Annotated in this window: 13 protein-coding genes and 1 pseudogene; 7 read left to right on the plus strand and 7 right to left on the minus strand. The window is 37.9% G+C overall.

The features are described from left to right. The first annotated feature begins 58 nt into the window (after nt 1–58). The 5 genes from NDM98_RS02225 (at nt 59) to NDM98_RS24515 (ending at nt 5,689) form a co-directional block, all read left to right on the plus strand. Nucleotides 59–472, plus strand: coding sequence for a CoA-binding protein (locus NDM98_RS02225; protein WP_251604180.1), 414 nt, complete (start codon nt 59–61; stop codon nt 470–472). A gap of 227 nt (nt 473–699) precedes the next feature. Beyond that, nucleotides 700–2,676 (plus strand): DNA topoisomerase IV subunit B, encoded by a 1,977-nt coding sequence (gene parE, locus NDM98_RS02230; protein WP_251604183.1) that lies wholly within the window; start codon nt 700–702, stop codon nt 2,674–2,676. Beyond that, on the plus strand, nt 2,669–5,113 hold the full coding sequence (gene parC, locus NDM98_RS02235; protein WP_251604186.1) for a DNA topoisomerase IV subunit A: 2,445 nt from the start codon (nt 2,669–2,671) through the stop codon (nt 5,111–5,113). The genes parE and parC overlap by 8 nt, the downstream gene beginning before the upstream one ends. A gap of 89 nt (nt 5,114–5,202) precedes the next feature. Then, on the plus strand, nt 5,203–5,538 hold the full coding sequence (locus NDM98_RS02240; protein ID WP_251604189.1) for a hypothetical protein: 336 nt from the start codon (nt 5,203–5,205) through the stop codon (nt 5,536–5,538). Beyond that, a complete protein-coding gene (locus tag NDM98_RS24515) occupies nt 5,471–5,689 on the plus strand; it encodes a TraR/DksA C4-type zinc finger protein (RefSeq protein WP_373370348.1) in 219 nt (72 codons plus the stop codon). Before NDM98_RS02240 ends, NDM98_RS24515 begins: the two co-directional genes overlap by 68 nt. Nucleotides 5,690–5,731: 42 nt before the next feature. On the opposite strand, the gene ytvI is transcribed toward NDM98_RS24515, so the two are convergent. The 4 genes from ytvI to motA all read right to left on the minus strand — a co-directional run bounded on the left by ytvI (nt 5,732) and on the right by motA (nt 8,605). Beyond that, nucleotides 5,732–6,853 (minus strand): sporulation integral membrane protein YtvI, encoded by a 1,122-nt coding sequence (gene ytvI / locus NDM98_RS02250; protein ID WP_251604195.1) that lies wholly within the window; start codon nt 6,851–6,853, stop codon nt 5,732–5,734. A 150-nt stretch (nt 6,854–7,003) separates the two neighbouring features. Then, nucleotides 7,004–7,495 carry an OmpA family protein gene (locus NDM98_RS02255; RefSeq protein WP_251604198.1) on the minus strand — a complete coding sequence of 164 codons (492 nt, stop codon included), beginning with the start codon at nt 7,493–7,495 and terminating at the stop codon, nt 7,004–7,006. Next, nucleotides 7,471–7,821 (minus strand): flagellar motor protein MotB, encoded by a 351-nt coding sequence (locus tag NDM98_RS02260; RefSeq protein ID WP_251604201.1) that lies wholly within the window; start codon nt 7,819–7,821, stop codon nt 7,471–7,473. Before NDM98_RS02260 ends, NDM98_RS02255 begins: the two co-directional genes overlap by 25 nt. Then, complete coding sequence (gene motA / locus NDM98_RS02265; RefSeq protein WP_251604204.1) at nt 7,811–8,605, minus strand: flagellar motor stator protein MotA; 795 nt, start codon at nt 8,603–8,605, stop codon at nt 7,811–7,813. Before motA ends, NDM98_RS02260 begins: the two co-directional genes overlap by 11 nt. 331 nt (nt 8,606–8,936) lie before the next feature. On the opposite strand from motA, the gene NDM98_RS02270 reads away from it, so the two are divergent. Next, nucleotides 8,937–9,806 carry a YitT family protein gene (locus tag NDM98_RS02270; RefSeq protein WP_251604207.1) on the plus strand — a complete coding sequence of 290 codons (870 nt, stop codon included), beginning with the start codon at nt 8,937–8,939 and terminating at the stop codon, nt 9,804–9,806. A gap of 187 nt (nt 9,807–9,993) precedes the next feature. Beyond that, nucleotides 9,994–10,878 (plus strand): DUF6612 family protein, encoded by an 885-nt coding sequence (locus NDM98_RS02275; RefSeq protein WP_251604210.1) that lies wholly within the window; start codon nt 9,994–9,996, stop codon nt 10,876–10,878. A gap of 368 nt (nt 10,879–11,246) precedes the next feature. On the opposite strand, the gene NDM98_RS02280 is transcribed toward NDM98_RS02275, so the two are convergent. The 3 genes and pseudogenes from NDM98_RS02280 to NDM98_RS02290 all read right to left on the minus strand — a co-directional run bounded on the left by NDM98_RS02280 (nt 11,247) and on the right by NDM98_RS02290 (nt 15,699). Continuing rightward, nucleotides 11,247–11,939: a M23 family metallopeptidase gene (locus NDM98_RS02280; RefSeq protein WP_251604213.1), complete on the minus strand. Its 693-nt coding sequence runs from the start codon at nt 11,937–11,939 to the stop codon at nt 11,247–11,249. Nucleotides 11,940–12,844: 905 nt separating this feature from the next. Further along, a pseudogene (locus NDM98_RS02285) lies at nt 12,845–15,107 on the minus strand (ATP-binding cassette domain-containing protein). Nucleotides 15,108–15,327: 220 nt separating this feature from the next. Next, on the minus strand, nt 15,328–15,699 hold the full coding sequence (locus NDM98_RS02290) for a nuclear transport factor 2 family protein (protein WP_251604215.1): 372 nt from the start codon (nt 15,697–15,699) through the stop codon (nt 15,328–15,330). Between the last annotated feature and the right edge of the window lie 451 nt (nt 15,700–16,150).

Raw genomic sequence — 16,150 nt, forward strand, 5'->3', positions numbered from 1 at the left:
GTTAATGCAGGAATTGGGGTATGATGTTTGTACATGATTTATGAGAGGAGTGATGGAAATGACAATCGAGAACCCATCAAATCAGGCGATTACAAATATTTTTCACACAAGTAAACGAATTGCTGTGGTAGGATTATCAGATAACCCAGAGCGTACCTCCTATATGATTTCAGAGGCGATGCAAAAAGCAGGCTATGAAATTATCCCCGTGAATCCAACTGTCACAGAGGTATTAGGTGTAAAAGCTGTGTCATCCCTCAAAGAGATTGAAGGTGACATTGATATCGTGAATGTGTTTAGAAGAAGTGAATTCCTTCCTGATATCGCAAAAGACACTGTAGAGGTTGGTGCAAATGTCTTCTGGGCACAACTTGGTGTTACAAACCAAGAAGCCTATGATTATTTACGTGAACACAATATCACAACGGTTATGAATCGCTGTATCAAAGTAGAGCACGCCAAATTCAAGTAAAATGTTCAGGGAGGATGCCAATATGGTATCCTCCCTATATAAACGAATAAGTTAAACGTACATCATTTATAAAAAATCGGCCAAATCTAAAGAATAACGATACAAAAATAGAAAAGATCCTTGATATAACTGAAATAACCATTAGAATTAACTTATATCATACGCTGAGAAACACATGTTCGGTTTTGTGCTACAATAGCTGTAGCAAGTTGAAAGGGGTTCAGACGTTGGCAAAATCACAGATAGAATATAACGATGATGCGATACAGGTACTAGAGGGCTTAGAAGCTGTTCGTAAAAGACCTGGGATGTATATTGGTAGCACAGATGCAAGAGGGTTACATCATCTCATTTATGAAATTTTAGATAACGCTGTGGATGAGGCAATGGCCGGTCACGGTAATTACATAAAAGTAACACTACACTCTGATGGGAGTGTCTCAGTTTTAGATAACGGTCGAGGTATGCCTGTTGGAATGCACAAAATGGGTAAACCCACACCAGAGGTCATTTTAACTGTTCTTCACGCAGGTGGAAAATTTGGACAAGGTGGATATTCTACAAGTGGAGGCTTACATGGAGTAGGTGCTTCTGTTGTGAACGCACTTTCTGAATGGCTAGTCGTTGATATTAGACGAGATGGTGAGCTTTATCAACAGCGATTCGAAAAAGGTGGAAAACCAGCAACAACACTTGAGAAAAAAGGCAAAACTCGAAAGTCCGGAACGGTTGTTCGCTTTAAGCCGGATCCGACTATTTTTACAACAACCACGTTTAATACAGAAACATTATCAGAGCGCTTACGTGAAGCGGCATTCCTTTTAAAAGGACTACAAATTGACCTTTCTGATGAACGAGGCTCTGAAACGATTGAGGAATCCTTCGTATTTGAGACAGGTATTGAAGCATTTGTTCATTACTTAAACGAGGGCAAGGAAACACTACATCCGGTCATCACATTTAACGGGGAACAGAATGGAATTGAAATGGAGATGTCGTTTCAGTTTCATGATGCGTACACTGAAAATGTATTAAGCTTTGTGAACCATGTTCGAACAAGAGATGGTGGAACACATGAGCTTGGTGCAAAATCTGCGATGACAAGAAGCTTTAATGAACACGCAAGGAAATTGAAGCTTCTAAAAGATAAAGATAAAAATCTTGAAGGTGCAGATATACGTGAAGGCTTTACAGCGATTATTTCGATTCGTGTTCCAGAGGCTCAGCTTCAGTTTGAAGGACAAACAAAAAGCAAATTAGGCACACCAGAAGCACGTTCTGTTTTAGATGGCGTTGTTTCTGAGAAGCTTGCTTATTTCTTTGAAGAGAATCCGGACATTGGGACAAGCCTCATTCGAAAAGCAATTAAAGCCTCGCAAGCTCGCGAAGCCGCAAGAAAAGCACGTGAGGATTCACGTAATGGTAAGCGGAAAAAGCGTGATGTGTTATTAAGTGGGAAACTAACACCTGCACAATCACGTAATCCAAAACGGAATGAGCTATATCTAGTGGAGGGTGACTCAGCAGGAGGTTCGGCTAAACAAGGTCGTGACCGTAAGTTCCAAGCTGTATTACCCTTACGAGGAAAAGTCATTAACACAGAAAAAGCAAAACTAGATGACATTATGAAAAATGAAGAAATCCGCACAATTATTCATACAATTGGCGCGGGCGTGGGTGCGGACTTTACAATTGAGGATGTAAACTACGATAAAGTTGTCATCATGACTGATGCCGATACCGATGGGGCACATATTCAGGTGCTACTACTTACATTTTTCTACCGCTATATGAAAGAGCTATTTGATGCAGGAAAGATTTACATTGCCTTACCTCCACTATATAAAGTGAGTAAAGGAACAGGTAAAAAAGAAGTGGTTGAATACGCGTGGGATGAGCGTGAACTAGACAAAGCTACAAAGGCAGTCGGCAAAGGTTATGCCCTGCAGCGCTATAAGGGTTTAGGTGAGATGAATCCCATTCAATTATGGGAAACAACCATGGATCCTGAGACACGTACATTAATTCGAGTTACACTTGATGACGCAGCAAGAGCCGAAAAGCGTGTAACGACTTTAATGGGGGACAAAGTTGAACCCCGTAGAAAGTGGATTGAGTCTCATGTCGCATTTGGACTTGAAGAAGAGACAAATATCCTTGAAAATGAAAACCTTGGTGTAACGGAGGGCGAGCAAAATGTCTAAAACTGAACGATATCTTGATCTTCCGTTAGAAGACGTAATCGGTGATCGATTTGGACGATACAGTAAATATATAATCCAAGAGCGGGCATTGCCAGATGCACGAGATGGCTTAAAGCCCGTTCAACGACGAATTTTATACGCAATGTATAAGGAAGGGAATACATCCGAAAAGGCATACCGTAAATCAGCCAAAACTGTCGGGAATGTTATCGGTAACTACCATCCACACGGAGATTCTTCCGTATATGAAGCCATGCTGCGCATGAGTCAAACCTGGAAGGTGCGTCAGTTACTAGTCGACATGCACGGGAATAACGGCTCAATTGATGCGGATCCTCCAGCAGCGATGCGTTATACAGAAGCAAGACTTTCTTCAATTAGTTCAGAGCTTTTACGCGATCTAGAAAAAGACACCGTTGAGTTTATTGAGAACTTTGATGATACGGAAAAGGAACCGGTGGTACTACCAGCTGGTTTCCCAAATCTACTTGTGAACGGTTCAACGGGAATATCCGCAGGTTACGCAACAGATATTCCACCTCATAATTTACGCGAAATCATTGATGGAGTCATTATGCAGATGGAAAATCCATCAACCACACTTGATGATCTTCTCCAGGTTGTGACTGGACCTGATTTCCCTACTGGTGGCATTGTACAAGGACTTGAAGGCATCAGACAGGCCTATCAGACCGGTAAAGGCAAGGTCGTTGTGCGAGCTAAAACAGAGCTTGAGGATATGCGTGGAGGCCGTCAGCAAATTGTCATTACTGAAATTCCATACGAAGTTGTTAAATCAAATCTCGTGAAGAAAATGGATGAGATTCGTTTTGATAAAAAGGTAGACGGAATCACGGAGGTTCGTGATGATACCGACAGAACGGGTTTACGTATTGTTGTGGAGTTAAAGAAGGATGCGGATCCAAATGCGATCCTACATTATTTATTTAAAAACACGGATTTACAAACAACGTATCACTTTAATATGGTCGCTATTTATCATAAAGCACCTCAATTAATGGGACTACAGGCATTAATCCAAGCATACATAGATCACCAAAAGTCTGTGATTAAGCGACGTTCTGAATTTGAGCTGCGCAAGGCACAAGCTAGGGAGCATATTGTTGAAGGGCTAATAAAGGCTGTATCAATCCTTGATGAAGTGATTAAAGTAATCCGTGCCTCTCAGGATAAACGAGATGCAAAAAATAATCTTATCGATTCATTCCAGTTCTCTGAGGAACAGGCAGAGGCTATTGTAAACCTCCAGTTATACCGTTTAACAAATACGGATGTTACCACTCTTCAAAAAGAAGCAGAAGAGCTTAAAAAGCAAATTCAAGACCTAGAAGCGATTTTAGCTAGTGAGAAAAAGCTCATCCAAGTCATTAAGAAGAATTTAAAACGAGTGCAAAAAGAGTTCGGTGAAGATCGACGAACGCAAATTACAGCTCAAATTGAAGAACTTAAAATTAACATGGACGTTTTGATTGCAGCTGAGGATGTTCGTGTAACGGTTTCTGAGTCTGGATATGTTAAACGTACGAGTTTGCGCTCATTCACTGCATCAAGCAAAGAGCCACCTGGTATGAAAGAGGGAGATAGCGTACTCTTTAATGAGGAGCTAAACACTACAGATACATTGCTACTCTTTACGAAACAGGGAAATTATTTATTTATACCGGTGCATCAGCTTCCTGATATTCGCTGGAAGGATAACGGGCAGCATGTCGCAAACTTAGTTACTATTGATCGCGATGACGAATTTTTGTGCGCGATGGGTATACGTGAATTTAAGGAAGAAGACTCACTCTTATTCCTAACAAAAGAAGGTATGGTCAAACGATCTCAGCTATCGCTCTATCAAGCAACTAGACACTCCAAGGCACTTGTTGCCTTAAAGCTAAAAGAAAACGATGAATTACTTGCAGTAACAAAGACAAAAGGAACCAACGAAATATTCCTGGCAACACGAAATGGATATGGATTATGGTTTGGTGAAGAAGAAGTTAGTTTAGTTGGACAGCGTGCAGCTTGGGTAAAAGCCATAAATCTAAAAGAGGATGATGTTGTCATCGGAGCGGAGACCTTCTCCTTAGATGAAAAGGTAGAATTTATCTTAGCTACTCAGAGAGGTTCAGTTAAGAAGATGGCAATAACCGAGTTTGAAAAAGGCTCCCGTGCAAAGCGTGGGTTGGTTATGCTACGTGAATTAAAGAGTCAGCCTCACCGCCTAGTTGGATGCAAACGTATTTTAACAGCAGGGGATGAATTTATTTTAACCACTGATAAAGGAACAGAAGAAACGATACGAGCAAAATCTTATCGACCAAGTGATCGATACAGTAATGGCTCCTATGCCGTAGATACACAAAAAGAAGGAACGTTAATCAATATTCAACGAGTACCTAAAGATCCCACAAACGAAAAAGAGTAAGCCTTAATGGCTTATTCTTTTTTTTGCAGCTGTGATTAGGTTTAAACCCTCTTTATAGGGGAATAAAGAAGAGAAAGGAGGCAATACGTATGCCATTAACAGATAAACAAATTCAAACCTTAAAACAGGATCTGCTCGATCTGAAAAAGAACCTTGAAGGGAATGAAGGATTCACAACGGATTTTAGTGAATCAACTGGAGAAGTTTCAAACGGAGTCGATAATCATATGGCAGACCAGGCCGCTCAATATGAAGACCGAATGAAAGAACAAACGTTCCAAGCGTGCAGACCAAGAAAAACTTCAAGAGGTGGAGGAAGCTCTGCAGCGAATAGAAGATGGAACATATGGATTATGTGTGGATACGGGAGAAGAAATTCCATACGAAAGATTAGAAATTGTTCCTTATACAAAACGCACAATTGAAGCTCAGGAAAAAGTGGATCAAGAAGGCAATGATCAAGACGCAGATCAACAGTTTGCTGAGTCGATGGAAAATGTTGCTGACAAAGATACATTAAGAGAAGATACATTGACCACACAAAAGCTAGATAAAGAACAGGACGCCTATAAATAACAAAAAAGCATTTCTCATATTGATAATGAGAAATGCTTTTTGTTATTCCTTTTTCCACCCTTCGCGTATAAACAAGCCAATGGATGTCGTGATACCAATATCATGAAAGATCATAACTAAAACAAGGATAAGTGGACCTACAATGATCCCCACAGCTCCCATTAACTGAAGACCTGCGAACATAGAAATCAACACTGCTACAGGGTTAAGGTTCAAGCTACTTGAAAGAACTTTAGGCTCAATCATCTGGCGAATCACGACAATAATGGCATAAAGAATTAGAATTCCAAAAGCAAGAGAGTAGTCCCCACTAATTAGTAAATAAACTGCCCAAGGTAAGAGAATCGTTCCCGTACCGAGGTAAGGAAGAAGCTCGGCTAAACCTACAATGATTGATAAAGTGAATGCACCATCAACACGTATAATAAGCAATCCAATATACACAATTACCGCTGTGATAAACATGAGAATGACTTGTGCTCTGATAAAACCAAATAGCCTTACTCTAATCCCATGAATAAATGCTTGGATTTTAGTTCTAATACTTAAAGGGATGACTTTACGGAAAGCTGTTTGATAGCTATGCCAACTTTTTCCCATGAAATAAATACTGATGACACCAAATAAAAACGCAACTAAAAAAGCAGGTAATCCGAGCAAAATGGAATATGTCCAATCAAGTAATGATTGCCCCGTTTGCCCAATTAAGTTCCCAAGTTGTCCTCCTAATTGAGAGATACTCTGCCTAAGTGCGTCTTGTTGTGTTTGGTCTAGACTGTTAAATAAACCAAGCCCTTGTTGCCAAAATGGTAGAACCGTCTCATTAAAAAAGCTTTGAAACTTAAGAGAACCTGTTTCAATCCATAATGGAACTTGATCAAAGAAACGTCTTAAACTAAAGTAAATTAAAAATCCTATACCCGTTAATAGGGAAGAGACAACGATAATACCACCAAGTAAACCAACTAAACTTGCAAATCCTGAATTTAATTTTAGTTTAGTCTTAAGCAAACGCATAAGTGGCTGCATCATCCATGCAAAAAAGGCAGCAATCCAAAAAGGATAAGTTACTGTGAACAATTTAATAAATAGCCAGCTTGCTACGATCAGTGTGATTGTGAATAAAACCGCACGTAACGCCATAAAGGCATGGGCCTTGGTCATATAGAGTGTATTCCTTTCCGTCGCTCTGCAAATATATAGCTATATCTATCTTATACATCTGTTGTTTCTTATATATTAATTCCCTTAAAATCCTGTGTCAAACCTTAGCAGACAATCAAAAAAGAAACACTCCGAAGAGCGTTTCTTATCTTAATTTTGGTCAGAAAATTCTATTTCTAGTCGTTCTCTTTCAATATTAAATGGCAAAATCAAAATTTCAACTCGACGATTTTGCTGTCGACCTTCCTCTGTTTCATTCGATACAATCGGTTTGTATTCACCATGTCCGGCTACAATAAACTGATTTGGTTTCAATCGCTCGTTTTCTAAGAAATAGCCTAGCACATTCTCTGCACGTGAAATACTCAATGTCCAGTTCGATTGAAACTGAGGTGTATTAATTGGTCGATCATCTGTATGTCCAGATATCTGGATATAACGAGGTGGATCTGTTGCAAGCATATCAGAGATTTCGTACACAATTTCTTGAGCATCTGTTTTTAACTCATCACTCCCTGAATCAAACAGAATGTTATCGTTGATCGTAATAAGCAGGCCATCCGTACCTATCTCAGTAGTTAAGCGGTCACTTAATCCTTGTTCTTCAATATAACGATTTAATTCTTTCTGGAGCTCCCACAAATCCTCAGATGGCCCGTCTTGATTTGTTCCATCTGAATCGTTTTGTTGCTCGTCTTCTTCTTGATCCTCTGAATCTTCAGGAACAGCTGCAGAATCAGGGGAGAGGTACCTTCGCCTTCTAGTGAATCCGAGTACTCTAATATACTTGTTCCACCTAAGGCTTCATTTAAAGCTGATTTTAACGATTCATAACGTGTATTATCTACTTGTCCCATAGCGAATAAGATAATGAAGAGTGCCAATAATAATGTTAACATGTCAGCGTAAGGTAATAGCCAACTTTCATCTACATGTTCTTCGTCATGCTTTTTTCTTCTAGCTGACATTTTCCTGCTCAGCTCCTTCAATATAGGAAAGCTGCTCTTTTTCGCCCATATAAACACTCAAATATTCTTCAATAGCACGGGGCGAGCTTCCGTTTAAGATAGCGATTGTACCTTCCACAATCATGTGATTATGAAGAACCTCAGCTCTTGATTTGCGCTTTAACTTATTGGCAAAGGGATGAAACAATACATAGCCACAGAAGATCCCAAATAATGTAGCTACAAATGCTGCAGCAATCGAATGTCCTAATGCCTCTGTGTCATCTAAATTCCCTAATGCGGCAATTAGTCCTAAAACAGCTCCTAAAACACCTAAACTAGGAGAGTATGTACCTGCTTGAGTAAAGATTGAAGCACCAGAGGAATGGCGATCCTGCATGGCATCAATTCGTTCATTTAACGTATGACGAATGAATTCAGGCTCTTGGCCATCGATCATCATTCGTACAGCTTGTTTAAAGAAAGGATCTTCAATTTCACCTACTTTAGCTTCTAAAGCAAGCATACCTTCACGACGAGAAATGGTCGCATATTCTACAAACTGTTTAACCAATTCTTCTTGTGTAACCTGTTTTTTCTCAGTGAATAATACTTTAAACAAACTAGGAATTCGTTTTACTTCTGAAAAAGGGAAGGCGATAAGAATAGCTGCTGCTGTTCCTGCAAATATAATAAGCAACGCAGCTGGATTTACCAGAACAGATAGGCTGGTTCCTTTAAAAACCATCCCAATTAAGACTGCAGCAACTCCTAAAACAATCCCGATGTATGACGTTTTATCCATAATAATTCTCCTTAAAATATAAAATGATAGCTATAGTATACTATACTTAAGTCCTAGTTAGTAAGAATGGGATGAAGTTCTATTAAAATGCTTGTTAAGACTTAGTAATTTACCATTAATTGAATGAAAATAAGGATAAATGATGTGTAAACATTAAAAAATACTTGTCGATATCGCAGGAACAAGTAAATAATAAACGATGATAATTATACTTAAAATCAAAATAAATAAACCAAAAGACCTATAAACAAAAAAGACATTTCTTTATTTCGACACAATTTGATATACTTTTAAAGACGGAATGCTTCGTGTATGGAAAGGACGTATAGAAATGCCCAGAAAACACAAAAAGGAGACATTACTGCACTTGATAGGGCGAATTGTCTTAATCATAATAGGTGCAATAATGGCTGCGGGTTCGATTGAGTTATTTTTATTACCTAGTTCTATCATTGATGGAGGGATCATTGGGATCTCGCTTATTCTCAATAACCTAACAAATATTAATTTTGGGATTCTCGTTTTTATCATTAATCTTCCATTTCTCTATTTCGGCTACAAATTTATAGGTAATAAATTTTTGCTATCATCACTTATTGGAATCATTACATTATCTCTAGGTGAAACATATTTACATCATTTACACTTACCTGCATTCACAACATCTCCTTTACTTGCAACTGTATTTGGAGGAGTGTTCTTGGGAGCAGGTGTGGGAATTGTCATTAGATATGGAGGCGCACTTGACGGTACCGAGATACTTGGGATTTTATTTTCAAAGAAATTTCCTTTTTCAGTTGGGGAATTTGTCATGCTTTTTAATGTTTTCGTCTTTGCATGGGCAGGATATGTGCTTGGAGCAGAGCAAGCAATGTATTCGATTATTACATATTTTATAGCAGCAAAAACCATTGATGTCGTGATTCAAGGTATTGATGAAACAAAAGCGGTATTAATCGTGTCGGATTATTATGATGAGCTTGCAGATGCAATTACGTCAGAGCTTGGTCGTGGGATTACAATGTTAAGTGGAAAAGGCGGGTTCAAAAACGACAAGAAAGAGATATTATATGTGGTTGTAACAAGGCTTGAAGTGATGACGTTGAAAAACATCGTAACGGATATAGATAAAAAAGCGTTTATCACAATTATGAATACACAAGAGGCTCATGGATCTACATTTAAATCAGGTGTTCATTAAAATAACCAAAAAAAAGTGGACAGCATTTTGCTGTTCGCTTTTTTGCTTTAATTCAAGTAGGTATTTAGATGTGAAAAAAGAGGACTTTACCAAAACGCGAGATACTCACGCATTAAATATGATATAATGTGTATTAATATGAAAATAAGGGAATGTTTTTAACTGGTTTTAGAAAAGGGAGTATATCATGGTAAAAGAAGTTCTTAAAAAACTTTTGCTGCTAGTTAGCCTTTGCCTATTAACATCTTGCGTGGCAAACGAAGAAGGTAATCAAAGTATAACTGATCAAGAGAAAGAGCCAACAATTAATGAGATCATACAAAAATCCAAAGCATCGTTAAGTGAAGTCAACAATTTTACGTTAAGTTCTGACAACACCCAGGTCATTTCAAGAGGGGAAGAAAGACGAGAAACGATAACGAGTTACGGTTTAACCTATTATAACGAATCTCCGTTTGCCTATCACCAAAAACTCGAAACATCTGTAAGCAACTCACATTCTTCTAGAACTGAAAACACAGAAGCAGAGCAGTATGTAAAAGAAGATATGGCCTTTTTATTGAATAATTCCTCGAATATTTGGATGGAAGTTCCTTTGGAATTAACAGAAGACCTACTTAGTTTTCAAAACCCTCAATTTGAGGTAAACAGATACCTTGATTTAATGGAAGAATACAAGGAAAACATCGAGTTAGAAAGAACGGATAACTACCATATTTTGAGTTTAGAAGGAAGAGGACTTGAAGTACGAGAAGCTGTTATGCAGCTTTATCGGATTAGTAACTTAGCAAACGAACAGCAGTCCGTTGATATTGTTAATCAAATGGAGATAGAAGCCATTGATTATGACTTGTATATTAATAAAGACACATATCTACAGGATAAAGTAGAAATCTCCATTCAATTAAATACAACGTTTGAAGGAGAACCAGTTGACGTCGAAATAAACATTCAGACTGACATTACAGATTACAATGACACAGAAACAATCATAATCCCAGATCATATCATTAATGATTCTGAGGAATATAAAATGGAACTAGGAAATTCACTAACTGGTTCAGATGATTAAACCGAATGATAAACACTCGGTTTTTTTCTTTTGTCTCAAAACAAGAAGAATACTTAGATATTGAGACCAATTTTGTTAAAAACGTTTTGGTTCCGATAATATATATTATGTAAACCTAATAGTTTTTACGGATTAAAGCTTTTCGTTAGTTCAGTATTCAGATTCCATTCTTTGATCCCAGCTTGGAAATTATCAGCTAATCAGTTTGTTTTTGTTCACGACTGGTAGTTTAGATGGTAGTCCAGAATCACTCGGTAATATCTCCATATTTTTTTAAATGATAATATCGATTAATTCCATTTTTGCAACTTATGCCTATTTTTCTGGCGGTACCACTTTATAGAGTTTAAATTTATTCCCATTCATCACTATTTTTGAAATCTTATTCTATCCTTGTTTGTTGGGATTCCATTACTTACTTTTTCCCATAAGCCATTTTTAAATATTTCATATTGTTCAAAAGCAAAAGGCAGTCCGTTTGTCTTAGCTATGTCACTACTATCCATAAGTTGAAAATGCAAATGCGGAGCAAAGGAGTTCCCTGAATGACCAACTCTACCTATAACTTCACCTTTTACTACACGCTGACCAACTGAAACCTGAATTGACCCTGTTTGAAGATGGACTAATCCAGCATATACATTGTCGTCACACTCTATAATGATGTAGTTGCCAGCAACTGATTGAATATCGTCTTTTTTCGGGTCGAAATAATTAGCATTTTTATATGCATTAGACATATCTGAAAGCAATTTTGTTCTTGCTCGTTCTTTATAACCATCCTCTGCTTGGATAATGATTCCTTCACAAGGAGCAAACACTTCTTGCCCCCAACAATAATAATCGTCTAAAGGAACTCCAAAAAGTAGATATTGCGCCAAACTAGTACGATAGGCTGGCCATCCTTTTCTTTCCCAATCCACTTGAATAAAGTCATAAGCATATCTTGATCCAAATTGGTTTGTACCGTGACTTGGAATTTTTGTCCCTGGTGTGTTAGGAGAGTACCATTCTCCTCGTAAAGGAAACTCTACAATTATCGGTTCACGCGCATCAATCATTTCATGTCCCTCCTTTGTTTTACAATGTATTTTGTTTGAATGACATTGGTACGTAAAATATTTTGGTTTGTAAGCCTCTCTGCTGTTCTCCAATGCTTAGGGTATTAAAAACTAGCATATTATTAAGAAAGAGCTCTCTCCTACCTTGACCTCTAGTTGCATGCTTTGAATAGGTGAAGTAAATTATGCATATACAATTAATAAGACGCAGGTGTTTTCGCACCTACTCCTTTCAAGTTCCCTCATGAAGTACGACAAGCCCATCTGGTTATATAACAAGAGTTAACCACCCTTTCAAAAGCTAGGCACAGCTAGGGGTGGTTATTTTTTTGTTTCAATATTCATAATTACAACAATCACTATAGTTATGTATACATTCCAAAACTTAGAATGACATATGCTAAGTCTGTTGTAATCATAGGCCTGGCACTTCACTGTATGTTTCTACCAAAATTATAACATGAAAGGGAGTCTTCTGCTAAGTACGAAATCTTTTTATGTACTTCTATAACCTCTTATAAAAGCTAGATAGATCATGTCAATCAAATCTTGAAATGCTTTATAACCACAAGCCAAAACCAATTAAAAATACTCTTTCTATAATAGAAATCCATCTAATATTCATCTCATTCAGCACTTTATTCCTTAAATTTCTCCCCAAAAAGCTTTTAATATGACATAAGCAAGTTGAGGCATATGAGATGTGATGTTCACTTAAGTTCTTATGGAAAATAACAATCACTTAACACAAAAACTACGCCAATATTTGACGTAGTTAATTCTTTCTATTTTAGGGAAATCCGGTATAGAATCGTGCCGACAAAGTAGGTAGCCATTCCAAGCTAAGAATATTATTACTTTTGACTTCTTTCTCATTTGATAACACCTCCTGTTATCAGTTAGCATTAATCCTGCATTAGATATCTCCCTGTAATCGATAGCTTGTTTTGAATAATCTCTAAAGGTGTACCCTCAAATACAACTTGTCCACCTCTGCTGCCTCCGTCTGGTCCCATATCAATGATCCAATCAGCTTGACTGATGACCTCTAGGTTATGCTCTATGACAATGACGGTATTTCCTGCATCAACAAGTCGATTCAGAATAGCCATAAGATGCTCAATGTCCGACATATGCAGACCTGTTGTTGGTTCGTCTAAGACATAGATGCTGCCTTTTTTATGGAGTTCACTTGCGAGTTTAATTCGTTGGCATTCTCCTCCAGACAGCGTGCTGAGTGGTTGACCAAGTGTAATGTAGTTCAGTCCAACGTCACTCATGGCCTGCAGTTTTCGTACCACCTCTTTTATCTGGAAAAATTGCAAGGCTTGTTCAACTGTCATGCTTAATACATCAGCAATGGATTTTCCGTCTAGCTTATACTCAAGCACTTCTTCCTTAAATCGTTTCCCTTCGCACACTTCACATGGCAATTTTACACTGTCTAGAAATGCAAGATCCGTATAAACCACACCTTGTCCTTGGCAATTCTCACAAGCTCCTTTGGAATTAAAGCTAAATAACCCTGGACTCACTTTGTTTGCAGAAGCAAAAGCCTTACGAACCTGATCCATGATACCAGTGTATGTAGCGGGATTGGAGCGTGTTGAGCCACCTATGGCTGATTGGTCAATGACAATGGTATCTGGATTCTGATCCAAGAAAACGTTGTTGATTAATGAACTTTTGCCTGATCCAAGCAACGCCAGTTACGACGGTAAGAACACCTGTCGGAATATCTACACTCACATGTTGTAAATTATGAAGATTTGCATCTGTAACCGACAGTTTACTTACCGGCTGCCTACTCTCCTGCTTTAGTAGTATTGGTCGTTTCATATGTGTACCCGTTAACGTATCTGCTTCCAACAATCCTTGGAAGCTTCCCTCATACATAATTGAACCACCACGACTACCAGCATGTGGACCTACATCTACAATATGATCTGCTACCTTTATAACATCCGGATCATGTTCAACAACAATAACTGTATTACCCTTATCACGTAGCTTCTCAAGTAACTCATTTAATCGATGCACATCACGGGAATGTAGGCCAACACTTGGTTCATCAAAGATATAGGTAACGTCTACAAGACTACCACTCAAATGCTTAACTATTTTAACTCTTTGAGACTCACCGCCTGACAACGTATCCGTCTCACGATTTAGTGTTAAATAATCAAGACCGATATCCTCTAAATGCTGTAACCGCCCGATTAACGAGGAAATGACAGGAGTGGCAACCGGATCATCAATCTCTTTTACAATCCGAATGAGCTTGCCAACCTCCATAGATGACATTTCTGCAATGTTTAAATCATTAATCTTACAGTTAAGCGCGGCTTGACTTAGTCTAGCTCCCTTACAGCTTGGGCATGGACCTTCTGATATGAAAGGAGCAACAGCTTTTTGTGTACGTTCAGACATGGTTTTCAAATCACGCTTTATATATTTATTCGTAAACTTCTCTACGACGCCTTCCACGGTGATGTTCATGGCTTTACCGGCGAAATCCATCTTAATTTTCTGGGCTTTTCCGTATAACAGCTGCTCCAAATCTCCTTCTGAGTAATCACTCAGCTTTTTACTTGAATCAAAGAACCCTGTTTGTATAAGGATGTTCCACTCCCACTTATCTACACCATAATCAGGCAACAAAATCGCTCCATCATTTAAGGACTTTGACAGATCAACCACTTTTCTTAGGTCTACTCCTAATTTGCGACCGATTCCATTACATTCGACGCACATGCCTTTGGGATCATTAAATGAAAACATATTTGCTTGCCCAATGTGAGGCTCTCCCACTCTAGAAAAAAGCAAGCGCATAATAGGCGAAATATCGGTGATTGTGCCCATTGTCGAATGAGAACCTCCACCCAAGCGTTTTTGATCAACAATGACAGACATGCTCAAGTTCTCAATGGCATCGGCATCTGGCTGTGGTACACGAGGTAGAAATGTACGCACAAACATGCTGAAGTTTTCATTTAGTAAACGTGTGGATTCCGCAGCAATCGTATCAAAAACAATGGAAGACTTCCCGGAACCAGAAACACCGGTAAAAATGGTGATCTTTCGCTTAGGGATTTGTAACGACACATTATTTAAATTGTTTTCCCTTGCTCCAGAAATAGATATGTATTCTTGAGTTGGTTTAGTCATGTTCATCGTCCTTCCACGCGTCCTGTATTAGGGACTAATTATACCATTATGATTAATGGTTTCGGTTTTAAGGTTGTATAGTTTATTAGTGTTCAATGTTCCGGAAGTAATTTATGCACGTTTTAGGGGTTTTGAGAACGTCTTGTTGATTTCTAAGGCTTTTTCAAGGCTTTCTTCAAAGAGTGTTTCATCACCATCATAGAAACGTTTTGTGTGCTGTTTAAGTTTTATGTAATTGAGATGTGAGTGTACCTTGATGAAACTGCATTTTCCAATTTCCATCAGTTAGTTTCCATATGGAACTACGTAAGGAATGTTGTTTACTTACATTGTTATATACACTGTAAGTCGTTAAAACTATTTGTTCAGACAATGGATGAATTTCAAAATCACTTAATTTCATATTTACCACACTAAGACTTATTTCACTTATGGTCGCATTTTTATACAAAACTTTACCGGAACTTCCAATCTCGAAAAAATCTTTTGAAAGTAATTGAGTAAGCTCATCTTTTGATGCCCTAATCTCCGGTTTCAATAATTTCTCTTCTAAATTAAGTAAAATTTCTTTTAGAGAACAATTATCATCCATTTCAGATTCACCCTTTCTCTTCTCAATGTAGATATTTTTAACTTAGAGGGCATTGTTCATCAATTATTCTGTCCTGTTAGTGGAAGTACGTTATTTCACAATCTCTGAGAATAATTTAGTAAACCCTTAGTAGATCTTTCATTCATATCTTTGTATTAGAAACCAAGCCAAGAGTCTTACCAATGATAAAATAAGCATGAGACCAAAAATAGCTACAGGTACAATACTTAGCGACATACCCCAATTAACCATTTTTTTATTATGTGGTTTACTCCTTGCTTTAGCGCCTACAATAATTCCTATTACACCTATTAATCCAAAAAGAGCTCCTGAAAGTAAAGTGATCAATATACTATATATTCCGATAATTAAGGTTAGAATGGATAATGTACTATTCACATTCACTTCGCTATTTTTATTAATGGTTATTCCTCCTTTTATTTATTTTCAT

The sequence above is a fragment of the Alkalicoccobacillus plakortidis genome (genome assembly GCF_023703085.1).
GTDB classification, from domain to species: domain Bacteria; phylum Bacillota; class Bacilli; order Bacillales; family Bacillaceae_D; genus Alkalicoccobacillus; species Alkalicoccobacillus plakortidis.